Source organism: Dongia rigui (assembly GCF_034044635.1).
In the GTDB taxonomy this organism is placed as follows: domain Bacteria; phylum Pseudomonadota; class Alphaproteobacteria; order Dongiales; family Dongiaceae; genus Dongia; species Dongia rigui.
In genome coordinates this window covers 581,844-603,446 of sequence record NZ_JAXCLX010000001.1, presented here as the reverse complement: position 1 = coordinate 603,446, position 21,603 = coordinate 581,844, and the positions used below count along the sequence as shown (strand labels likewise).

The window sequence follows — 21,603 nt, the reverse complement described above, 5'->3', positions numbered from 1 at the left end:
TCATTCAACTGGCGGCTTTTAGCCTATATTGGCGGCAGCGTCACCCTTTGCAGAGAAATACCTCTGGTTTTCAGTGTATTAGGTCAAAGATAGGGTGCGAGAGCAGTCTTTCAACCGGCCGTGTGAAGGGCTAATCTCGGTCGGAACAGGACAGCCAGAGCAAGACAGGCAGCGCCGGCATGCAATTGACCCAGTTCTCGGACTATTCCCTGCGCGCCCTGATCTATCTCGGCCTGCGTGACGGCGCCCTCGCCACGATCGAGGAAATCGCCGCGGCCTACGACATTTCCGAAAGTCACCTGACCAAGGTCGTCCACAAGCTGGGGCGCCTTGGCGTCATCGACACGGTGCGCGGGCGCGGTGGCGGCATGCGCCTCGGCCGGCGGCCCGCCGATATCAATATCGGCGCCACGCTGCGCCTGACGGAAGGCAATCTCACCATCGTCGAATGCTTCGACGTGGTCCACAATACCTGCCCGATCGCCCCCGTCTGCGGCCTCAACGGGGTGCTCGCTGAAGCGCTTCAGGCTTTCATGTCGGTGCTCGATCGCTATACCTTGGCCGACATCATCAAGAATCGACGCGATCTCGCCGCGCTGTTGCCGATGCTGGACGAGGAGGTTGTCCGCCGCCGCCCGGTTTCTTCGTCTTAATGGCCGCGTCATCGTGACGGGTTGAACATCTCCGCCATCGCTTGCCAAGCCAGAGGATCTTCATGACGCGTTTGTTCCCGACGCATCCGTCGCCAGCCAGGGCCGCCTGCCTCATCCTGTTCGCGGCCCTCATGGCCGGTTGCACGACGCCTGTCCGCACGGTCGACCGGCCGAGTGGTCCGCTGCCCTGGAGCGCCGCCATCGGCCGCCTGGATGCCGAGGACGGCTCCTGCTCAGCGACGCTGGTCAAGCCGGACGTTATCCTGACGGCCTCGCATTGCCTTTATGGGCGGGGAAGCGAAGCGCGTATTACCGATTTTCAGTTCACCCCGGCGCTCGACGTCGGCCGCGAAAGGCTGAAACCAGCCAAGGTGACTGCCGTCATCGACATGGGCTGGCCGATCAAATCCGACAACAGCGGCAAGTTGCGGGGCGAGCCGAAAGACGACTGGGCCGTCCTGCGCATTTCGCCGGCTGTCACCTATCTCGAACCGATGAAGGTCGAGAAGCTGAGCGTCGATGCCATCGATGCGCGTATCAAGAATGGCGCCAAGCTGTCCCATGCCGGGTACGGGGTCTATGGTGCTTTTTCGGGCAAGCGGCTGCAAGTGCGGGATAACTGCTATCTGGTGACCGATGCAGACAAAATGCTGAAGGTGTCGCACGACGTCATCGTCAATCGCTGTGAAGTCATTCCGGGCGATTCCGGCGGTCCGATCATGCTGACCGATCCGAGAGGCGCCCGAGTCGTCGTCGGCGTCGTGACCAATCTTTGGGGTGATCACGGGCAGAAGGATTTCGTCAGCTTCGGCCCGGCATCGATCTATTTCGCCGACAAGATCGGCGCAGGTGCCGCTACGACCTCGGCCCAGTGATCGTGGGGAATAAGCAGGCGATCGCGGGCTGGTATCGAGCGGCTGTCGTCGCCCTGGCCGTCAGCCTTGCGGGTTGTGCGGCGCCGGTGGCGCCGGCGCCGGGTCCCGTCTCGCCGCCGCCGGCGGCTGCGGCGCCCTGGACCGCCGCCATCGGCCGGCTGGATGTCGCGGGGGCAGCCTCCTGCACGGCCGTCCTGGTGAAAGCGACGTTGATCCTGACGGCGGCGCATTGCCTTCACCAGAATCCCACGGTGAGCCCGCCAGCCAGCTTGCGCTTCAATCCCAATTTAGGTGCCGCGCTGGCGCTGCCCCCGGCCCAGGGCCAGCGGCTGGTGGCTCTGGGTGGCGATGTGCGCGAGGGCCATTTGGCCCGGCCCGAGCAGATCATGAAGGACTGGGCGCTGATCGAGATCGCCCCGGCGGTGACGGGCGTCGCGCCGCTGCCGCTCGCGAGCCTCTCGACCGACGAGGCCGTCAGCCGCCTCGCGCATGGCGGAACACTCTTTACCGCCGGCTACGGCCAGGGCTGGATGAAACGCCTCGAGCAACACAGCGCCTGCGGCATCGTGGAAGACCCCCATATTTTCGCCAGCTATCGCAACCGACTGCTGGTCACCAATTGCATCATCCGCATCGGCGACAGCGGCGGGCCCATTATCCTGATGGATAGCGGGGGTAAGCCGCGTTTTCTGGGGATTTTCGCTGGCTTCGATACCAGGCGCGGGCTGTCCTATGCGGTGGCGACGGGGCCGATCCTGCGTCGGTTGGCACAAACCCCTGTCAGCGCCCTGCCGGCAAGCCCGCTGCCGCTGGCCATTCTGTCGGCAGATGTCTCGGTAGCGTCGGTCGGGCCCGCACCCTGGGACGGCCAGCAGCACGGGCGCGATTGACTATCGCGGCATAGCTGTATACAGCTTCCCGAAAGCCAGCCAAGCGCCAGGGGGGAGAGAGTGCCGCGCAATCCTCGTTACGACATCCTGTTCGAGCCTGTGAAGATCGGGCCGGTGACGGCCAAGAACCGCTTCTATCAAGTGCCGCACTGCACCGGCATGGGCTACGACCTGCCGCATTCCGTCTCACGACTGCGCGAACTGAAGGGTGAGGGCGGCTGGGGTGTCATCAACACCGAATACTGTTCGATGCATTGGTCATCGGAAGACGCGCCCTATCGCCTCTGTGCGCTGTGGGATGACAACGACATCAAGACGCAGTCTTTGACGACCGAGAAGATCAAGCGCCACGGTGCCTTGGCCGGTGTGGAACTGTGGCACGGCGGTAATCACAGTCCCAACCGCTGGAGCCGTGAGACACCGCTGTCGCCCTCAGGCTCGACCCAGCATGCGGTCTTTCCGATGCAGACCCGTGCCATGGACAAGGAAGATATCCGCAACCTGCGGCGCTGGCAGGTGCAGGCGGCCAAGCGCGCCAAGCGTGCGGGCTTCGACATCGTCTATGTCTATGCCGGTCACGGCTATTTGCCGTTCCAGTTCATCACCCAGCGCTGGAACCAGCGCACGGACGAATATGGCGGATCGATCGAAAACCGCTCGCGCCTGCTGCGCGAAATGATCGAGGAGACCAAGGACGCCATCGGCGACACCTGTGCGGTCGCCGTGCGCCTTGCTGTCGATGAATTGTTGGGGGCCGACGGCGTGCAGGCAGCGGAGGAGGGCGAGGCGGTGATTTCACTGCTGGCCGAGCTCCCCGATCTCTGGGACGTCAATGTCTCCTATGTCGACAACGATTCCCTTTCCTCCCGCTTTGGACCGGAAGCGCATCAGGAGAAATTCACCGGTTTCGTCAAGAAGCTGACCACCAAGCCGGTGGTTGGGGTCGGCCGTTTCACGTCGCCCGACACCATGGTCGATCAAGTGAAACGTGGCGTGCTCGACTTCATCGGAGCGGCGCGCCCTTCCATCGCCGATCCCTTCATTCCGAAGAAGATTGACGAAGGCGCCGAGGAAGATATCCGCGAATGCATCGGCTGCAACATCTGCCGCGCGCAGAACAACACGGGTGTCCCCATCCGCTGCACCCAGAATCCGACCATGGGCGAGGAATATCGCCGCGGCTGGCACCCGGAAATCATGAACCCCAAGAACGGCTATGCCGAGGATCCGGTGCTGGTCGTCGGTGCCGGTCCGGCCGGGCTCGAATGCGCCATGTCGCTGGCCAAGCGCGGCTATGACGTGGCGCTGGCCGATGCCGCGCGCGAACTTGGCGGCCGCCTCAATTTCGAACCGAAACTGCCGACGCTCTCCGCCTGGGTGCGTGTGCGTGACTATCGCCTGGGGCAGATCGCCAAGCTCTCCAATATCGAGATCTTCCGCGAAAGCCGCATGGACAAGGCGGGCCTGCTGGAGAGCGGGTACAAGCACATTATCCTCGCGACGGGCGCCACCTGGCGGCGCGACGGCGTCGGCCACAACAATTACTTTGCCGTGCCGGGCATGGACCGCGCCAATGTGCTGACCCCAGACGACATCATGAAGGGCAAGTCGGTCAGCGGCGATGTGATCGTCTATGACGACGATCAATATTACATGGCCGCCGTCATTGCCGAAAAGCTGGTCCAGGCCGGCTGTAACGTCACCTTCGTCACCCCCGGCCTCGATGTGGCCAGCTGGTCGCTATATACCGACGAGCAGTTCAAGGTGCAGGTGCGCCTGATGAAGCTCGGCATCAAGCTGGTCCTCACCCATCGCCTTGCGGCATGGAAGGGCGACCACGGCGTCTTTGCCTGCAACTACACGGGTGCTGAGAAACGCATCAATGGGACGACCCTGGTCAGCGCCACCTCGCGCCTCTCCGACGACGCGCTCTATCTCGACCTGAAGGCGGACGAGGCAGCACGCAAGGAGGCGGGTATCCTGACGCTGAAGAACATCGGCGATGCCGATGTGCCGGGTGCCATCGTGCATGCCGTTTATGCCGGCCACAAGGCCGCGCGCGAGTTCGGCGAGGTGATCGATCCAGATCAGTTCCCGTTCAAGCGTGAACTCGTTTTCGTGAAATAGGGGAGAGCGGCATGACGCGGGACGCGACGAAACGCCGTGAGCGGCGGGTGGTGACCAGTGGCCCGCGTCAAATGCCATTCGCCAAGGTCACCAACCGCTATCCGCCCATTGCCCTGCTGTCGGCCGACGAGATCGAATCGATCCATCACGCCTCCTTGCGGCTCCTCTCCGAGATCGGCATGGAAGTGATGCATGACGAGAGCCGGGCGCTGTTGAAGGCAGCTGGTGCCAGTGTGGACGAGAGCACGCAGCGCGTCCGATTCGATCCCGCCATGATCAAGGAGAAGATCAAGACGGTGCCGTCTTCCTTCACGCTGCAGGCGCGTGACCCGGCGAAGAATTTGAAACTGGGCGACGGCAACCTTATCTTCGCCGCGACCGGTGGCCCGGCCTTTGCCCATGATATCGAGCGCGGTCGCCGTGCCGGCAATTACCAGGACATGTGCGACTACATAAAGGTCGTGCAGCGCCTCAATGTCATCCACCAGGAAGGTGGCTGCCCCTGCGAGCCGACCGATCTGCCGGCGGATTCGCGCCATCTCGATTTCTATCTCGCCGCCATCCGCTACACCGACAAGAACTGGCAATGCTGGGCATTGGGCGGCTACCGCGTCGAAGACGCGATCGAGATGCTCTCCATCGCCCTCGGCCAGTCGCGCGAGGAATTGCGACGGAACCCGGCAACACTCACCATCGTCAATTCCAATTCCCCCTTGCGCCTCGACATTCCGATGGGCGAGGGGCTCTGCGCCATGGCGCGCGCCGGACAGCCGGTGGCGATGACACCCTTCACCCTTTCCGGCGCCATGAGTCCGGTTACCATCGCCGGTGCCTTGGCGCAGCAGAATGCCGAGGCGCTGGCGCTCATTACCTTGTCGCAGATCGTCGCGGCCGGTGCGCCGGTCATGTATGGCGGATTCACCTCGAATGTCGACATGCGCACGGGCGCGCCGGCCTTCGGCACGCCGGAATATGCCAAGGCGCAGATCGCCTCGGGCCAATTGGCGCGGCGTTACAACATCCCGTTCCGCTCCTCCAACGTCACGGCCTCGAACTGTGTCGATGTGCAGGCGGCTTATGAAAGCGGCATGTCGCTGTGGAGCACGATCATGGGCGGCGTGCATTTGATCGAGCACGCGGCCGGCTGGCTGGAAGGCGGTCTCACCGCATCCTTTGAGAAGCTCATCCTCGATGCCGAGATGCTGCAGTTGATGCGCAGCTTCCTCGATCCCCTCAAAATCGATGAGGACAATCTCGCTTTCGACGCGATGCAGGAAGTGGGACCCGGCGGTCATTTCTTCGGTGCGGCCCACACGCTGGCGCGCTTCGACCAGGCCTTCTACGAGCCGATGCTGTCCGACTGGCGCAATTTCGAGACATGGTCCGAGACCGGCGCCAAGACCGGCACTGAGCGCGCGCATCTCATCTGGAAGGATTTGCTGCGCACCTATGAGGCACCGCCGCTTGATCCCGCAAAGGCAGAAGCCCTTGAAGCCTATGTGGTCAAGCGCAAGGAAGAGATCCACGCCAAGTCGTAGTTCGTCATCCCCGGGCGAAGACCCGGGGATCCACTGGCACAGTTGAGAGAGTGAATGCCCGGGTCAAGCCCAGGCATGACGAGGTTGGTGAGGGCATGTCGAAAGACGCCCATTTGTCGCATGACAAATCGTCCCCATATATGATCCGATCTCGCACTTAAAGGCGTATGGACGAGCAAATGGCTGACGATTCCGAGAGCAATTCCCTTTCCGGCCGCGTGAAACGCTACGCCAAAGTGGGCCGCGCCATGAGCGGCGTCGCCGCGCGCGTGGCGGGGCAACGTTATCTGGGGCTGAAGGTCGATCGCGCCTCACATGCGGCCGATCTCAAGGCGGCCCTTGGCGGGTTGAAAGGCCCGCTGATGAAGGTGGCGCAGATCATGTCCACCATTCCCGACGCGCTGCCCAAGGAATATGTCGAGGAGTTGCGTCAGCTGCAGGCCAATGCGCCGGCCATGGGCTGGCCCTTCGTCAAACGGCGGATGGCCGCGGAACTGGGGCCTGCCTGGCAGTCGCGCTTCCACGTTTTCGGCCATGAGGCGGCCGCTGCCGCATCCCTGGGCCAGGTGCACCGGGCAACGGCGCTGGACGGCACGAAGCTCGCCTGCAAGCTGCAATACCCGGACATGCAATCTGCGGTCGAAGCCGATCTCTCGCAGCTCAAACTCATCTTTCGCCTCTATGAGCGCTACGACAAGGCGATCTCGACGGAGCATATCCACGACGAGATTGCCGACCGTCTGCGCGAGGAACTGGATTACGCGCGCGAAGCGAAGGCGATGGCGCTTTACCGGCTGATGCTGGCCAAAGAGGACGAGGTTCATCTGCCGCTCCCCGTCGATGAGCTAACCACCCAGCGCCTTCTCACCATGACCTGGATCGAGGGCGAGCCGCTGATGAGCTTCCTCGAAAAGAAGCCCTCGGTAAGTTTGCGCAACAAGGTCGCCTACAACATGTTCCGCGCCTGGTATGTGCCGTTCTACGATTACGGCGTCATCCATGGCGACCCGCATCTTGGCAATTACACCGTGCGTCCCAAGGGTGCGAAGGACGAGGGCGCCGTCAACCTGATGGATTTCGGCTGCATCCGCATCTTCGACGCGAAGTTCGTCAAGGGTGTCATCGACCTTTATTGGGCGCTGGAGCGCGGTGACCGCGACATGGCGGTCGCGGCCTATGAAAGCTGGGGCTTCAAGGGTCTCAACAAGGACGTCATCGACGTGCTCAACCTCTGGGCCAAATTCGTCTACGGCCCCTTGCTCGAGGACCGCACCCGCAAGATCCAGGAAGAGACCAGCGGCATCTATGGCCGCGAGGTGGCCGAGAACGTTCACGCCGAACTGCGGCGCTTGGGCCCCGTCACGCCCCCTAAGGAATTCGTCTTCATGGACCGCGCCGCCATCGGCTTGGGGTCCGTCTTCCTGCATTTGAAGGCCGAGATCAACTGGTACCAACTGTTCCACGACCTCATTCGCGACTTCGATGTGAAGGCCCTCGCCAAACGCCAGAAGGCGGCGCTGAAGGAAGTGGGGTTGTAGTATCCCCGTCATCGCCGCGAAGGGGGGATCCACGAGCTCCGTTCCTCAATCGCCAACAAGCGCGTGGATGGTCGGCCTTCGCCGACCATGACGGTTGAATCTGCCGCTGAAGAGCGAGCGTCAATCCCGCTTGCGCCGGCCCATTTCCCCCGGCAATCTTGCCCCCGCTTGGGGGTTGGGGTGCGGCCGTCCTGTGCGCGCTCGATTCCTGTCGATAATGACAACCGGTTCAACGGCTTAAATGCCGTAAGGGCCAGATTGGGGAGCGTATGAAGATCGGCATCCTGAAAGAGCGCCGCGCCCACGAGAAACGCTGCGCGGCGACGCCCGAGACGGTGAAGAAGTATATCGGCCTTGGGGCCGAGGTGGTGGTCGAGAGCGGCGCCGGCATCTCGGCCTCGATTCCCGATGCCGCTTTTGAGGCGGCGGGCGCCAAGATCGCCCCCGATGCGGCGGCGGCCGCGGCCGGGGCCGAAATCGTCCTCAAGGTGCAGCGGCCGATGAGCGCTGCCGAAGGGATGGATGAACTATCGAAGCTCGCCAAGGGCACGACGCTCATTGCCATCCTCAATCCGCATGGTGCCAAGGAGCAGATCGGTTCTTACGCCGCCGCCGGCATCGATGCGATGGCGATGGAGCTGGTCCCGCGCATCACCCGCGCGCAGTCGATGGACGTGCTGTCGTCCCAGGCGAACCTCGCCGGCTACAAGGCCGTGATCGATGCGGCTGCCGAATACAACCGCGCCTTCCCGATGATGATGACGGCGGCCGGCACCGTGGCCCCCGCCCGCGTGCTGGTGATGGGCGCCGGTGTTGCCGGCCTGCAGGCCATCGCCACCGCGCGGCGCTTAGGGGCCATCGTCTCGGCGACCGATGTGCGCCCGGCCTCGAAGGAGCAGGTGGCATCGCTGGGTGCCACCTTCGTTGCCGTCGAGGATGAGGAGTTCAAGCAGGCAGAAACGGCGGCGGGCTATGCCAAGCCGATGTCGGAAGCCTATCAGGCCAAGCAAGCGGCCCTCATCGCCGAGACGATCAAGAAGCAGGACATCGTCATCACCACGGCGCTCATTCCCGGCCGCAAGGCGCCGGTGCTGGTGACCGAGGAGATGGTGAAGACCATGAAACCCGGCTCGGTCATCGTCGATCTGGCGGTGGAGCAGGGTGGCAATTGCCCACTTTCCGAACTGGGGCAGGTGGTCGAGAAACACGGCGTGAAGCTGGTGGGCCATGCCAATGTCCCCAGCCGTCTCGCGGCGGATTCGACGGCGCTCTATGCGAAGAACCTGCTCAATTTCGTGACGCTGCTGATCGATAAAGAGTCGAAGCAGCTCAAAATCAATTGGGAAGATGAGATCGTCAAAGGCGTTGCCCTCACCAAGGGCGGCCAGGTGATCCATCCCGCCTTCCAGGCCTAAGGGGAAATGCGCCATGGATGAAACGACAAACGTCGCGGCCGATGTCGCCGCGGCTATTGCACCGGCAGATCATCTGCCTTTCGTGCAGCTCTTCACCGTCTTCGTGCTGGCCTGCTTCGTCGGCTATTACGTCGTCTGGCGCGTGACACCCGCCTTGCACTCGCCGCTGATGGCGGTCACCAACGCCATTTCTTCGGTGATCATCGTGGGGGCGCTCATCGCTTCAGGGGCCGCCGCCTTTGGCATCAGCCAGGGCATGGGGCTGGTGGCAGTCGCCTTGGCTTCGGTCAACATCTTCGGCGGTTTCTTCGTGACCTACCGCATGCTGTCGATGTTCAAGAAAAAAGACAGCAAGGGGGGCAAGTAACGTGAGCCAGAATATCGCCTCCTTCCTCTATCTGGTCGCTTCCGTCTGCTTCATCATGTCGTTGCGCGGGCTTTCCAGCCCCGCAACCTCGCAAGGCGGCCTGCGCTTCGGCGTGGTCGGCATGGTCATCGCCATCGGCACGACCCTGGCGCTGCCGAGTGTCGCAGCCTCGTCATATGTCGGCATCATCATCGCCCTGGTGATCGGCGGCGCCATCGGTGCCGTCATCGCCCAGCGCATCCAGATGACGGCCCTGCCGCAGCTGGTGGCAGCTTTCCACAGCCTGGTGGGTCTTGCCGCCGTTGCGGTGGCGGCAGCTGCGTTCTATGCGCCGGCCGAATTCCATATCGGTGAGCCGGGCGCTATTCATCCAGGCAGCCTGATTGAGATGGGCCTCGGTGTCGCCATCGGCGCCATCACCTTCACCGGTTCGATCGTGGCCTTTGCCAAATTGCAGGGCCTCGTCTCCGGCGCGCCGCTGGTGTTCAAGGGGCAGCACGTCCTCAACGCAGCCCTTGGCATCGGCATCGTCGTCCTCATCGTGGCGCTGATCCTGGGGCAATCCGATCCGCTCTTCTGGGGCATCGTGATCGTCTCGCTGCTGCTGGGTTTCCTGCTGATCCTGCCCATCGGCGGTGCCGACATGCCGGTCGTCGTCTCCATGCTCAACTCCTATTCGGGCTGGGCTGCCTGCGGCATCGGCTTCACGCTCTCCAACCCGCTGCTCATCGTCACGGGCGCGCTGGTGGGCTCGTCGGGCGCCATCCTCAGCTACATCATGTGCAAGGGCATGAACCGCTCGATCTTCAACGTCATCCTGGGCGGTTTCGGCACGGATGCCGGCGGTGCCACGGCGGCAGCGAAGGGCGCGGCGGACCGGCCGGTCAAGGCCGGCAGTGCCGATGACGCGGCCTTCATCATGAAGAACGCGGCCAGCGTCATCATCGTGCCGGGCTACGGCATGGCGGTGGCGCAGGCGCAGCACGCCCTGCGTGAGATGGCGGATCTCTTGAAGAAGGAAGGTGTCAAGGTCTCCTACGCCATCCATCCGGTGGCCGGCCGCATGCCGGGGCATATGAACGTGCTCCTCGCCGAGGCCAACGTGCCCTATGACGAGGTCTTCGAGCTTGAAGACATCAACCGCGACTTCGCGCAAGCCGATGTCGCCTTCGTCATCGGCGCCAACGACGTCACCAACCCGGCCGCCAAGACCGACCCCAAGAGCCCGATCTTCGGCATGCCGATCCTCGACGTCGAGCAGGCCAAGACCGTCCTCTTCATCAAGCGCTCGATGGCGTCGGGTTATGCCGGTGTCGACAACGAGCTCTTCTTCCGTTCGAACACGATGATGCTGTTCGGTGATGCCAAGAAAATGTGCGAGGACGTGGTGAAGGCCTTCGGGCACTAAGCCAAATCGCTCGACGACCGCCTTGCGTCATCTCGAGATCGCGATCAGCGGCTGCGGACCGGCAGGTCTCGCGGCCGCTTGTTTTTTGGCCGATGCCGGACACCAGCCCGTCATCTATGAGCGCTTTGCCGAGGCGCGGCCCGTCGGCGCCGGGCTGATGCTGCAGCCGGCTGGCCTTATGGCCCTGGAGCGCATCGGCTGCCGCGCGGAGGTGGAGGCGCTGGGCAGCCGCATCACGCGGTTCCGTGGGCAGCACGCCCCGGATTGGCGCCAATTGGTTGAAGTCGATTACAGCCGGTTGCCGGGCGATCTTTATGGCCTTGGCATCCACCGCGCCTCGCTCTTCACGACGTTGCAGCGCGCGGCGGGCGCGCGCGGCATTGCCATCCGGACAGCGACGGACATTGCCGACGTTCTGCCGGGTCCGCATGGTCGCCTACGCCCCCTTGGCCTTGATGGGCGTGAACTGCCAGCTGTCGATCTCGTGATCGATGCAAGCGGCGTCAACTCGCGCTTGCGTCGGCTTGTCGGCGCCGCGCCGTCACCCAGTCCTTATCGCTATGGCGCCATCTGGGCGAGCCTGCCCAACACGGATTTCGCGCGCGACGTATTGCTGCAACGCTATGTCGCTGCCCGGCACATGGTGGGCGTACTGCCGGTCGGGCACCTGCCGGACAGCCCGACACCACTGGTGACATTGTTCTGGAGCCTCCGCCCGGAAGATCATGGCGCGCTCCTCGCTGCGGGCTTCGAGGCTTGGCGTGGCAAGGTGGCGGCGATCTGGCCGCAAGCGGCGCGCCTGCTCGATGATACCACCGAATTCTCCGCCTTTGCCTTGGCACGCTATGCGCAGTTCACCTTGCGTGTGCCTTATGCCGAGGGGATCGTCTTCATCGGCGACGCGGCGCATTCGACCAGTCCGCAACTGGGCGCCGGTGTGACCATGGCGATGCTGGATGCCGCGGCCCTCACGGATGCGCTGGCGGCGTCGGACAGTCTGCCCACTGCACAGCAGACTTATGCCGGGCGGCGCAACCGCCATATCCGATTCTATCAGATGATGAGCCGGCTGCTGACGCCGCTGTTCCAGTCGGATACCCGCCTGCTGGCCGATCTGCGCGACGCCGCCATGCCTCTGATCGACCATTTCCCCTGGTTGCGCCGCCGCATGACAGAAACCTTCGCCGGCCTCGGGACGGGCTTGTTCACGGCCGCGCGTCCTGACACATTGGCCGGATGCAAGTTCTAAAGCCGGAACGCCTCCATATCGACGATACGGTGGCCATCGTCTCGCCCTCCTGGGGCGGGCCGAGCGTGTTTCCGCACATCTATGAACTGGGCCTCGGCCTGCTGCAGCGCTGGGGCCTCAATGTGGTCGAGTATCCCACCGCGCGCATGCCGGCAGCCGAGCTGTCGGCCCGGCCGGATCTCCGCGCCGATGATATCAACCGCGCCTTCGCCGACCCGCAGGTGAAGGCGATTATCGCCGCGATCGGCGGCGATGACAGCCATCGTATTCTGCCCTTTCTCGACGCCGCGGTGATCAAGGCCAATCCGAAGATCCTGATGGGCTATTCCGACACCAGCACATTGCATCTCTTCTGCCAGCGCCTGGGGCTTGTGACCTTGCACGGTCCCTCCATCATGGCGGGCTTTGCGCAGATGTCGGCGCTCCCTGATTACGCCGCCCATGTGAAGGAGATGCTGTTCCTGCCCGAGGCCGGCTATCGCTATCAGCCCTTTGCCGCCTATTGCGACGGCTATCCGGATTGGCGGCAGCAGGCCAAGGCGGGGCAGGTGAACGATCCCAACCCAGCCGAAGGCTGGCGCCTGCTGCAGGGGGCTGGCGCGGTCGAAGGCCGGCTGTTCGGTGGCTGCATCGACGTGTTCGAAGGCTTGCGCGGTGGGATGTTCTGGCCGCCGACTGGGGCCGAGAGGGATGACTTCTGGGATGGCCGACTGCTGTTCCTCGAAACATCTGAGGAAGCGCCGGGGCCGGAACTGGTGGCGGACATGCTGCGCGGCTGGGGCAGGGACGGGATTCTGGCGCGCATCGCCGGCCTGATGGTCGGCCGCCCCGCTCGCTATGACGCCGATGCCAAGCTGGCGCTGGATGAAGCGATTGTCGGTGTTGTGGCCGGCGAGTTCGGGCGCCCCGAGCTCCCCATCATGACCAATATGGATTTCGGCCACACCGACCCGCAATTCGTCCTGCCCCAGGGCATCCGCGCCCGGCTGGATTGCGATGCCAAGACATTGGACCTCGCCGAGGCTTGGCTCGGCTAGCGCCGCGTCTTGGGATAAGGCTCGGCAGCAGCGGCGACGAGGATCCGATCAATGCGGATGCCGTCCTCGCTCAGCGGCAGGAACAGGGTATCGTCGCTGACCCAACGGCCGCTGGTCGAGACATAGGGCTTGTCGTCATGGACGGGTGCCCGCGTCGTGACCGTCTGGTCGTAATGCCACAAGGCGTCCTCGACCGAGATGCCAAGGAAGGCGTCAATAACCGACAGACCGGTGGGATCGCGACCGCGCATTTCCACTTCCTTGGTGCCAACCAGGCGATAGACATAGCGCCGCTCGTCCTCCACCACCTCGACGATCATCAGATGCGACAGCAGACGCGGAATCTCGGTCGGATCGATGTCGCTGCGGCGGGGCAATCGGCCGGCGCGGGCCTTGGAACGCCAATAGCGATAGACTGCCTGAACGAGATTGCCGCAGGCGCCGAGCCAATCGGGTTCCACGAGACCCGGCTCGGGCGCCGCCTCGCTCATGCGAATTCCGGCGTCAGCGAACACTGGGCCATGACGATGATCCGCGTGACACGGGAACCATCGTCCGAGAGCGGCAGGAACAATATCTCGTCATCATTGTAGCGGCCGTCAGGGCCGATGAAAGGCGAGCAGTCGTAGACAGCGTCGCGCGTCGCCACGGCCTTGTCATAGAACATGTGCGCTTCGTCGATATTGGGTCCGTAAAAGGCCTCTGCCACCGATTTGCCGGTCGGGTCCTGGCCGCGAATCTCGACCTCCTTGGTGCCGACCAGCCGATAGACATAGCGCCGCACATCGGCGACCACTTCGACGATGGTGAGATAGGGCAGGAGGGCCGGGATATCCACGGGATCGATGTCGGCGCGCGCCGGCAGATCGGCGCCAGCGCGCTTCCCCTGCCAATAGCGATAGAGCGCCTGCACATTCGCGCTGGCATCCGCCACCCATGCCGGCTCCTGCTGCTGCCCGTTCTGTATCGTGATCATGTCCCCCGACATCCGCGTCATCGCCCACCGCATCCTGACAAACTGCACACGCCTGAGAAAGGGGGCGTGGAAAATGTTTCACGTGAAACAAAACGGGAACATTAGACTCGGCCAGCGGCGCGGGTCAAGGGGTGGCCGGAAGCAGACGAAAGAGAGAGATTCCCCAAAAGGCATCGCCCCGCTGGCGGGGCCAGCGGGGCGACATCATGCGTTCTCTCGTCGAACCTGGGCCGCTGGATCAGCGGCCAGAGGCGGGAGGCCTAGAAGCCTTCGCGCTCCATGCGCTTGCGCATCAGCTTCCGGTAGCGACGCACCGCCTCGGCCTGTTCGCGCGCCTTGCGCTCGGACGGCTTCTCATAGTTGCGACGCATCTTCATTTCCCGGAAAATCCCTTCGCGCTGCATCTTCTTTTTGAGCGCGCGCAGGGCCTGATCGACATTGTTGTCACGGACGAGAACTTGCACGGTTTACCACGGCTCCTTTCGCCGATTGGAGTAACGTAAAAACGAAAATAGCTATCGGGCTGCCCCAAGGGAAGTCCGGCTCGGGCGATGCTGTACCATGTCCCTTGGCGCTTGTGAAGCCCTGCGGGGATGATTTGGGCCGCAGATGGACCCTTCCTAAACCCCTGTCTGGCAGCCATATTCTGTCGAAGAAGCAGATGAGTGGAAGATGGCCATCCTGAAAATCGCCCGTATGGGCCACCCGGTCCTGAAGCGGATCGCCGATCCGGTCGCCGACCCCACCGCGCCGGAAATTCATAAACTTATCAATGACATGGTCGACACGCTGGAGGATATCGGCGGGGCCGGGCTGGCGGCCCCCCAGGTCCATGTCCCCCTGCGCGTGGTGATATTCCACGTACCGGGCGCCCGCATCGCCGCCGAGGACGGGGTGGTGGGTGAAAATCCGCCGGGGATTCCGCTGACGGCCCTGATCAACCCCGAAATCACCCCCCTGGTGCCGGAGACGATCGCGGGAATCGAGGCCTGCCTCTCGGTCCCCGGCCTCGCCGGCATGGTGCCCAGATACCGGCACATCCGCTACCGCGCGCTGAGGCCCGACGGCGCGGTGATCGAGCGGGAGGCGAGCGGATTCCACGCCCGGGTGGTGCAGCATGAATGTGATCATTTGGACGGCATCCTCTATCCGATGCGGATGACGGACATGAAGACACTGAGTTTCGTCGAGGAACTGCGCCGCTTCGAGAACAAGGAAGCGGAGGACTGAAAACGGCGCCGGGCGGCACTCTTGCCGCCCGGCCGCTAGATCAGTCCTTGTTCTTGACGTCCTTTGGACCGTTGAGCCCGCCGCCCTTGGGCTTGTCCTTGAGGTCCTTGGGCCCACCGAACCCGCCGCCCTTCTTGCCGCCGTTCTTGGCGCCCGCGTCGCCACCCTGCTTGCCCCCCTGATCTGGCCCATCACTGCCTGGCACCGAGATGCCGTAGCTGGTGACGTAGCAAGGCGACGTGGAGGTGATGGTGAGCGCGCCGGCTTTGCAGGTGTAGCGCGATTGCTCGGCAACAGCTTGATGGGCCGACCAGGCCAGGGCTGCGAGTGCGGCGAGGCTGAACAAAGAGAGGGTCTTCATGGATCGTTTCCTTCGCTGAATGGATGTCTTTTCATGGGTCGCTTGCCCATGCCCATTGGTCGACGGTGCGCCTGCGGCGGTTTGCAGCAGCTGTGAAGCGCTTCACAAGCGGGCTTGGGTGGTGGCGATGCCGCGCGGAAAGTGCCAAAATGGCGCCATGAAGGATGAGGAGTTTGGATCGTGAGCGAAAAAGGCCCGGACACGGCATATGACTGGCAAGGCGATCGCGATCGCCTGGTCGATGCCATCCTGCCGCATGTGCCGTTCGACGGCTGGAGCGATGCTGCCTTCAAGGCAGGTGCCGAGGATGCCAAGATCGATCTGCCGCGGGCACTCAACGCGTTCCCGGGTGGGATGAGCGAGGTGCTGGCCTATAACCATCGCCGCCATGATCAGGCGCTGATAGAGCGCCTGCAGCGCGAGAGCGGCAGCGGCCGGATCCGCGACCGCATCGCCCAGGCCGTGCGGCTGCGCCTGGAACTGGTCGGTGGCCAGCGCGAAGCGGTGCGTGCGGGTCTTTCCTTCCTGCTGCTGCCCGGCAATGCGACGCTGGGGCCGAAGCTGCTCTATGGCACGGTCGATGCGATCTGGCACGCGATCGGCGATAAATCGACCGATTTCAGTTTCTATACCAAGCGCGCGATCCTCGCCGGCGTCTATTCGGCGACCTTGCTCTATTGGCTCAACGACAAGAGCGAGAATCATGCCGCAAGCTGGGCTTTTCTGGATCGCCGCATCGACGAGGTGATGAAGATCCCGGCGGTGAAGGGACGGCTCAAGAGCGTCTTCGACCGGTTGCCCAATCCGCTGCATCTCTTGCAGCAGGGTGCGGGCCAGCCCGGTTCGCGCGAGGGTCTGCCGCTTGGCATGCGCCCGCGCCGCCGTCGCCGCGCCTGACGGATTTCGACCTATGGAATCGGAAGCGACGAGCCAAGCCGGTCAGGCATTGAGCACGGCTGCGGTCGATTTCGACTTCACCCATTTCGACCTGCATCTTGCCACCAAGCTGGTGGTGGCGCTGGCCATCGGTCTTTTGGTCGGGCTCGAGCGCGAATGGCGCAAGCAGGATGCCGACGATCACGACCGCATTGGCATTCGCACGTTCGGCCTGATGGGGCTGCTGGGCGGTCTCGGCGGGACGCTGACACCGACGATCGGGACCTGGCTCGTTCCAGCCATCCTGGCGACGCTGGCGCTGCTGCTGGTCAATGATCGCCGCGTCACCGCCAAGGATAAAGCCTTCACGCTCGCCGAGGACATGACCACGCTGGTGGCGGCGCTGGTCACTGTACTGCTTGGCGTGCTGGCTTCAATCGGTGCCATGGAGCTTGCTGTCTCCTGTGCTGTCGTCGTCGTCGCCTTGCTTTATCTGAAGCCGACCCTGCACGCCCTCATCGGCAAGCTGACGCCAGCCGAACTGCAGGCGACGGTGCGCTTCCTCGTTATCTCGCTGGTCATTCTGCCGGTGTTGCCCGACAAGGGCTTTGGCCCCTATGAGGTATTCAATCCACGCACCACCTGGCTGCTGGTGGTCATGATCTCCGCCATGTCCTTTGTCGGCTACTTTGCCATTCGCGCGCTGGGCGCCGCGCTGGGTGTGCTGGCGACGGGCATATTTGGTGGCCTCGTCTCGTCGACGGCAACGACCGTGTCATTTGCCAAGCTGGCGGGCGATGCACCCGAGCAGGGGCGGATTTTCGCCGCCGGCGTGGCCTTGGCAAACGTCATGATGACATTGCGCATCGCCGTTCTCACTGCCGTGCTGGCGCCGTCACTTGCCATCGTGCTGCTGCTGCCGGTGGGTCTTGCCGCCGCGACTGCGGCACTTTTTGTGGCCTTCATCTGGTACACGACGCGCAAATCGGCGGTATCGCCCAATGAAATGAAGATCGCAAACCCCTTCCAACTCTCTCAGGCCATCAAGTTCGCCGTGTTGCTGACCGTCATTCTGTTGCTGGAGCGGGTACTGACGGAGAATTTCGGCGAGGCTGGGCTGTATGTGTTGGCGGCCATCGCGGGCCTTGCCGATCTTGACGCAATCACACTGTCGGTCGCCAAGAATGCCAATGTCAGCGGTGAAGTGCTGAGCGGCGTCGTCGCCATTCTGCTGGCAATGGCAGCCAATGCCTTGGTCAAGGGCATCATTGCCGGGCGCGCCGGCGGTGCTTTCGCGCGCTGGAGCGTCGCGGCGATGAGCATGATGCTGGTTTCCGCAGCGTGCGGCCTGGCAGTTGAAGTCTATCTCTGACGCTTATTTCGGCTTGGCGTCATCGCTCGCGTCCGATCCGGAATCGTGGATTTCGAGTTCCTTGCCCGATAACAGGGCGTCGCGCCGCTCTGCGGCACGGCGGTCGTTTTCCTTTTCGACCTTGTTGCGCCCGAATCGGACGCGGTTCTCGGCAGCTTGCCGCTGATCCGATTCGCGCGCCTTGGCCTTGCGGAACTGGTTGAGATTGACGATTTCGGCCATTTCAGCCTCACGGAACTGTCATTCGCCGCAGGACACGGGAACCTTGCCCCGGCTTCCGGCGTAAGGTGATAATGGGTGCAATTCGGCCCGCATTCAAGCGGGCGGCCGCAAGACCGGGAGAAGTTCGTTATGAAGAAAGCGCTGAAAATCGGCGGCGGCATTCTGGCCGTGATCATCGTCTTGGCTCTGGTCGCCCCGTTCTTTATCAACCTCAACAGCTATAAGGGCCTCATCGCCGAGAAGGCGAAGGAAGCGACAGGCCGCGATCTGGTCATCGACGGCGACATCTCGCTCTCGCTGCTGCCCATTCCTTCCGTCTCGGTCGAAGGCATCAAGTTCGGCAATGCGGCCGAGGGCTCGGCCGCCAACATGGCGGAAATCGAAAAGGTCAAGGTAAAGGTCGCCTTGATGCCGCTGCTTTCGGGCAAGGCCGAGGTGAAGAGCATCGAGCTGGTGAAGCCAACCATCGTCCTGGAGAAGCTGCCCGACGGCAAAGGCAATTGGGAGATCGCGCCGGCCGGTGGTGCAGAGGCGACGGAGACTGCGCCCGCCACGGCCGAAAGCGGCGGCAGCAATTTCGATCTTTCAATCGAAGGCGCCAGCATCACCGACGGCACGCTGGTCTATCGCGACCTCAGCACCGCCAGCGAGCAGCGGGTCGAGAACCTCAATGTCGATCTATCGCTCGATAGCCTGCAGGGGCCGTTCAAAGCCACGGGCGGTGTGACCGCAATCGGCATGCCCTTGGGCTTCGACGTCGCCGTGGGGCGCCTCGATCCGGCGCAGCCGATGCCGATCAACGTGACAGTGAAGGTCGAGGACGCCAACGCGACCATCGGCTTCTCGGGGCAGGCCGATCTCAAGGCCGCCGCGACCGCCGATCAGCCGATCGTGACCGGCAAGCTGACCGGTAAGGGCGATTCAGTTGCCAAGCTGATCGCGGTCCTCTCCGGCGGCAAGCCTGAAGAGGGGCCGCTGGCGCAGGCCTTTGCCGTCGATGGCGACATCGTTGCCGGTAAGTCGGCCGCCGACCTCAAGAACTTCACAGCGAGCCTTGGCGATATGAATGCCACCGGCTCGGTCGTCGCGAAGATGGGTGCGACGACCACGGTCGAGGCAAATCTCGCCATGGGCCGGCTGGATCTCGACAAGCTGATCCCCGTCACGGCGGCGGACACTGCCGAGGCGGCACCGGCCGCTGCCGGCGCACCGGCGCCCGCCGGCACCTTCAGCCTGCCCGAAGGCGTCAACGCCAGCGCGAATGTAGCGATCGACCAGGTGGTCTATCAGGGCAACTCCATCGACCAGGTGAAGCTGGTGGCGGCTCTTGCTGATGCCAAGCTCAACCTCACCGAGTTGTCGGCGCAATTGCCGGGTGCCGCGAAGGTAAAGCTGGGTGGCACGCTGGTGGCGCAGAATGGCCAGCCGGCCTTTGCCGGCGGCCTCGACCTCAACGCCGGCAATTTGCGGGCGCTCATTGACGCCTTTGCCAAGGGCGCCGTCGATTCCGTGCCGGGCGACCGGTTGCGCAGCTTTGCGCTCAACAGCCGCGTCACCTTCACGCCGACCCAGGTGGCGCTCTCGGACCTCGCGGCCAAGCTCGATGCCACGAAGATTGCCGGTGGTGTCACCGTGGCGCTGCCCGACGGGCAGAAACGCCAGCGCATGGCGTTCGGCGTCGGCCTCTCCATCGACCAGATGAACCTCGACGGCTACATGCCGGCGAAAAAGGCGGAGGCTGCGTCGGCCACGACCAGCAAGCCGGCCGATATCGGCGGCAATCCGCTGAAGGCTTTGGCGCCGCTGGGCGACCTCGACGCCAATATCGAGCTGCGCGCCGGTGCTCTCACCATGAACGACCAGCAGGTCAAGAAGCTGCATGCGCTGATCGGCCTCGCCGGTGGCGTGCTGACCATCGAAGACCTGTCGGTTGGCGATCTGATGGGTGGGAAGGGTGCCGTCAAAGGGCAGATTGTCGAGCTCAAAGGCAATCCACGCTTCGATCTCGATTTCGACGTGACCGCCAAGGATGCCAACAAGCTGGCGCAGATGGCGGGTGCGGCGCCGGCCGGGAAGCTCGGCGCCTTGACGCTCAAAGGCAAAGCCTCGGGCGGTGGCGACGAGGTCTCCTATGACGTCGCCCTGGCCATGAGTGGCATCGGCCTAGATGGCACGGCCAAGGGCGGTGCGGCGGGGCTTCTTGCCGGCGGCATCCCACGCGTCAATTCGACCTTCGACATCAAGATCGACAAGCTGGCGCCGCTGGTGGCGCTGGGCGGCAGCGGCGGCGATAACGCAACGCAGCTCAAGGCGGCCGACAATCTGGGTTCGGTCGCCTTCAAGGGCACGGCGCAGAGCGGCACCGACGATCTCGCCTACGATATCGACCTGACGCTGGCCGGCATCGGTGGGGCGGGCAAACTCTCCGGCAAGATTACCGGCATCTCCGGGACGCCCGCGGTCGATACGACCCTCGATCTGCGGGCCGACCGCCCCGCACCTCTGCTGCAACTGGCGGGCCTTGCCGGCCCAAAGGCGCAAGCCATGGGAACCCTCGCTGCCAAGGGCTCGCTGAAAGGCAGCGCCGATGATCTCAATTTGGATCTGGGCCTGCAGGCAGCCGGCGCCACGGCCAAGGTTGCCGGCAATATCAAGGCGAAGGCCGATCCGATGGCCTTCGATATCTCGCTGCAGGCCAACCATCCGGAATTCACCCAGTTGCTGGCACTCGCCGACATGCCGAGTTCCGGCGCCAAAGCGGGGCCGCTGGCGTTGAACGCGAAGGCCAGCGGCACCACCAAGAAGGCGAGCGTCTCTGGCCTCGATTTCAAATGGGGCGATTCATCACTGACCGGTGACGCCGATTACGACGCCACGGGTGCCAAGCCGATGGTGAAGGCGAGCCTGGTCGGCGGCACGGTCAATCTGGTGCCCTTCATGGGGTCCGGCGGTGGCGGCAAGCAGGCGGCACCCGCAGCCAAGAGCGGCAATTCGCCCTGGTCCAACGAGCCGCTCGATCTCTCGGCCCTCAAGGGCCAGGATGCGGATATCGACTTCAAGGCCAATTCCTTGATCATGCCCGACCAGCGCATCGACAATATCGTCGCCAAGGTCACGATCAAGGATGGCGTGCTCAATGTCGACACGCTCACAGGCAATATCTATGGCGGCGCCTTCAACCTGTCCGGCACATCGGTCGATGCGCGCACGACGCCGCAGGTCGCGGCGAAGGTTGCCATCGATAAGATCCAGCTCGGCCAGCTGCTGGGTGGCGGCATTGCCGGCAACCAGTTGAAGGGCCCGCTCTCGCTTAACCTCGATCTCACCGGTGCGGGTGAAAGCCAGGCGGCAATCGTGCGCTCGCTGACCGGCAAGGGCGATCTGGGCGGGACGATGATGATTATCGGCAAGGTCGAGCAGCAAGTGGGTTCGGTGCTGCTCGGCGTGCTGGGTCAGAAGGTGAAGCAGG

At 63.6% G+C, this 21,603-nt stretch carries 19 protein-coding genes and 1 pseudogene; 15 read left to right on the top strand and 5 right to left on the bottom strand.

Annotated features, from left to right (window positions below):
* Positions 1 to 179 precede the first annotated feature (179 nt).
* From SMD31_RS02775 to SMD31_RS02725, 11 genes are all read left to right on the top strand, one after another.
* A complete protein-coding gene (locus SMD31_RS02775; protein WP_320499176.1) occupies positions 180 to 653 on the top strand; it encodes an Rrf2 family transcriptional regulator in 474 nt (157 codons plus the stop codon).
* A 62-nt stretch (positions 654 to 715) separates the two neighbouring features.
* Positions 716 to 1,528, top strand: a complete 813-nt coding sequence (locus SMD31_RS02770; protein WP_320499174.1) for a trypsin-like serine peptidase — start codon at positions 716 to 718, stop codon at positions 1,526 to 1,528.
* A complete protein-coding gene (locus tag SMD31_RS02765; RefSeq protein WP_320499172.1) occupies positions 1,525 to 2,418 on the top strand; it encodes a trypsin-like serine peptidase in 894 nt (297 codons plus the stop codon). The genes SMD31_RS02770 and SMD31_RS02765 overlap by 4 nt, the downstream gene beginning before the upstream one ends.
* Positions 2,419 to 2,478: 60 nt before the next feature.
* Positions 2,479 to 4,545 carry an oxidoreductase gene (locus SMD31_RS02760; protein WP_320499170.1) on the top strand — a complete coding sequence of 689 codons (2,067 nt, stop codon included), beginning with the start codon at positions 2,479 to 2,481 and terminating at the stop codon, positions 4,543 to 4,545.
* An 11-nt stretch (positions 4,546 to 4,556) separates the two neighbouring features.
* Complete coding sequence (locus SMD31_RS02755; protein WP_320499169.1) at positions 4,557 to 6,083, top strand: trimethylamine methyltransferase family protein; 1,527 nt, start codon at positions 4,557 to 4,559, stop codon at positions 6,081 to 6,083.
* A 179-nt stretch (positions 6,084 to 6,262) separates the two neighbouring features.
* Positions 6,263 to 7,621, top strand: coding sequence for an ABC1 kinase family protein (locus SMD31_RS02750; protein WP_320499167.1), 1,359 nt, complete (start codon positions 6,263 to 6,265; stop codon positions 7,619 to 7,621).
* Between the two features lie 269 nt (positions 7,622 to 7,890).
* On the top strand, positions 7,891 to 9,036 hold the full coding sequence (locus tag SMD31_RS02745; RefSeq protein ID WP_320499166.1) for a Re/Si-specific NAD(P)(+) transhydrogenase subunit alpha: 1,146 nt from the start codon (positions 7,891 to 7,893) through the stop codon (positions 9,034 to 9,036).
* A gap of 13 nt (positions 9,037 to 9,049) precedes the next feature.
* Positions 9,050 to 9,403, top strand: coding sequence for a proton-translocating transhydrogenase family protein (locus SMD31_RS02740; RefSeq protein ID WP_320499165.1), 354 nt, complete (start codon positions 9,050 to 9,052; stop codon positions 9,401 to 9,403).
* A gap of 1 nt (position 9,404) precedes the next feature.
* Positions 9,405 to 10,811, top strand: coding sequence for an NAD(P)(+) transhydrogenase (Re/Si-specific) subunit beta (locus SMD31_RS02735; protein WP_320499164.1), 1,407 nt, complete (start codon positions 9,405 to 9,407; stop codon positions 10,809 to 10,811).
* A gap of 22 nt (positions 10,812 to 10,833) precedes the next feature.
* Complete coding sequence (locus tag SMD31_RS02730) at positions 10,834 to 12,060, top strand: FAD-dependent oxidoreductase (RefSeq protein ID WP_320499162.1); 1,227 nt, start codon at positions 10,834 to 10,836, stop codon at positions 12,058 to 12,060.
* Positions 12,048 to 13,097 carry a S66 family peptidase gene (locus tag SMD31_RS02725; RefSeq protein ID WP_320499161.1) on the top strand — a complete coding sequence of 350 codons (1,050 nt, stop codon included), beginning with the start codon at positions 12,048 to 12,050 and terminating at the stop codon, positions 13,095 to 13,097. Before SMD31_RS02730 ends, SMD31_RS02725 begins: the two co-directional genes overlap by 13 nt.
* Here the strand turns inward: SMD31_RS02725 and SMD31_RS02720 are convergent.
* The 3 genes from SMD31_RS02720 to rpsU form a co-directional block, all read right to left on the bottom strand.
* Positions 13,094 to 13,588, bottom strand: coding sequence for a PAS domain-containing protein (locus SMD31_RS02720; protein WP_320499160.1), 495 nt, complete (start codon positions 13,586 to 13,588; stop codon positions 13,094 to 13,096). The genes SMD31_RS02725 and SMD31_RS02720 overlap by 4 nt on opposite strands.
* Complete coding sequence (locus tag SMD31_RS02715) at positions 13,585 to 14,073, bottom strand: PAS domain-containing protein (protein WP_320499158.1); 489 nt, start codon at positions 14,071 to 14,073, stop codon at positions 13,585 to 13,587. The genes SMD31_RS02720 and SMD31_RS02715 overlap by 4 nt, the downstream gene beginning before the upstream one ends.
* Before the next feature lie 260 nt (positions 14,074 to 14,333).
* The gene (gene rpsU / locus SMD31_RS02710; protein WP_320499157.1) at positions 14,334 to 14,537 is read right to left on the bottom strand and encodes a 30S ribosomal protein S21; all 204 of its coding nucleotides are present in this window, start codon (positions 14,535 to 14,537) and stop codon (positions 14,334 to 14,336) included.
* A gap of 208 nt (positions 14,538 to 14,745) precedes the next feature.
* Between rpsU and SMD31_RS02705 the strand changes: the two genes are divergently transcribed.
* Positions 14,746 to 15,303: a peptide deformylase gene (locus tag SMD31_RS02705; protein WP_320499156.1), complete on the top strand. Its 558-nt coding sequence runs from the start codon at positions 14,746 to 14,748 to the stop codon at positions 15,301 to 15,303.
* 40 nt (positions 15,304 to 15,343) lie between these two features.
* Here the strand turns inward: SMD31_RS02705 and SMD31_RS02700 are convergent, their stop codons facing one another.
* On the bottom strand, positions 15,344 to 15,664 hold the full coding sequence (locus SMD31_RS02700) for a hypothetical protein (protein WP_320499155.1): 321 nt from the start codon (positions 15,662 to 15,664) through the stop codon (positions 15,344 to 15,346).
* Between the two features lie 180 nt (positions 15,665 to 15,844).
* On the opposite strand from SMD31_RS02700, the gene SMD31_RS02695 reads away from it, so the two are divergent.
* Together SMD31_RS02695 and SMD31_RS02690 are read left to right on the top strand one after the other, a co-directional pair.
* Positions 15,845 to 16,561, top strand: a complete 717-nt coding sequence (locus SMD31_RS02695; protein WP_320499154.1) for a COQ9 family protein — start codon at positions 15,845 to 15,847, stop codon at positions 16,559 to 16,561.
* A 13-nt stretch (positions 16,562 to 16,574) separates the two neighbouring features.
* Complete coding sequence (locus SMD31_RS02690) at positions 16,575 to 17,912, top strand: MgtC/SapB family protein (RefSeq protein WP_320499153.1); 1,338 nt, start codon at positions 16,575 to 16,577, stop codon at positions 17,910 to 17,912.
* Between the two features lie 3 nt (positions 17,913 to 17,915).
* On the opposite strand, the gene SMD31_RS02685 is transcribed toward SMD31_RS02690, so the two are convergent.
* Positions 17,916 to 18,134 (bottom strand): DUF4169 family protein, encoded by a 219-nt coding sequence (locus tag SMD31_RS02685; protein WP_320499152.1) that lies wholly within the window; start codon positions 18,132 to 18,134, stop codon positions 17,916 to 17,918.
* A 129-nt stretch (positions 18,135 to 18,263) separates the two neighbouring features.
* Here SMD31_RS02685 and SMD31_RS02680 point away from each other — a divergent pair.
* Positions 18,264 to 21,497, top strand: a pseudogene (locus SMD31_RS02680) (AsmA family protein); the annotation flags it as partial.
* Positions 21,498 to 21,603 lie beyond the last annotated feature (106 nt).

Excerpts from the sequence above, each read along its gene's own strand:
- SMD31_RS02775 (WP_320499176.1), top strand. The coding sequence starts at position 180 with ATGCAATTGACCCAGTTCTCGGACTATTCCCTGCGCGCCCTGATCTAT.
- SMD31_RS02770 (WP_320499174.1), top strand. The coding sequence starts at position 716 with ATGACGCGTTTGTTCCCGACGCATCCGTCGCCAGCCAGGGCCGCCTGC.
- SMD31_RS02755 (WP_320499169.1), top strand. The coding sequence starts at position 4,557 with ATGACGCGGGACGCGACGAAACGCCGTGAGCGGCGGGTGGTGACCAGT.
- SMD31_RS02750 (WP_320499167.1), top strand. The coding sequence starts at position 6,263 with ATGGCTGACGATTCCGAGAGCAATTCCCTTTCCGGCCGCGTGAAACGC.
- SMD31_RS02745 (WP_320499166.1), top strand. The coding sequence starts at position 7,891 with ATGAAGATCGGCATCCTGAAAGAGCGCCGCGCCCACGAGAAACGCTGC.
- SMD31_RS02740 (WP_320499165.1), top strand. The coding sequence starts at position 9,050 with ATGGATGAAACGACAAACGTCGCGGCCGATGTCGCCGCGGCTATTGCA.
- SMD31_RS02725 (WP_320499161.1), top strand. The coding sequence starts at position 12,048 with ATGCAAGTTCTAAAGCCGGAACGCCTCCATATCGACGATACGGTGGCC.
- SMD31_RS02720 (WP_320499160.1), bottom strand. The coding sequence starts at position 13,588 with ATGAGCGAGGCGGCGCCCGAGCCGGGTCTCGTGGAACCCGATTGGCTC.
- SMD31_RS02715 (WP_320499158.1), bottom strand. The coding sequence starts at position 14,073 with ATGATCACGATACAGAACGGGCAGCAGCAGGAGCCGGCATGGGTGGCG.
- SMD31_RS02705 (WP_320499156.1), top strand. The coding sequence starts at position 14,746 with ATGGCCATCCTGAAAATCGCCCGTATGGGCCACCCGGTCCTGAAGCGG.
- SMD31_RS02700 (WP_320499155.1), bottom strand. The coding sequence starts at position 15,664 with ATGAAGACCCTCTCTTTGTTCAGCCTCGCCGCACTCGCAGCCCTGGCC.
- SMD31_RS02690 (WP_320499153.1), top strand. The coding sequence starts at position 16,575 with ATGGAATCGGAAGCGACGAGCCAAGCCGGTCAGGCATTGAGCACGGCT.
- SMD31_RS02685 (WP_320499152.1), bottom strand. The coding sequence starts at position 18,134 with ATGGCCGAAATCGTCAATCTCAACCAGTTCCGCAAGGCCAAGGCGCGC.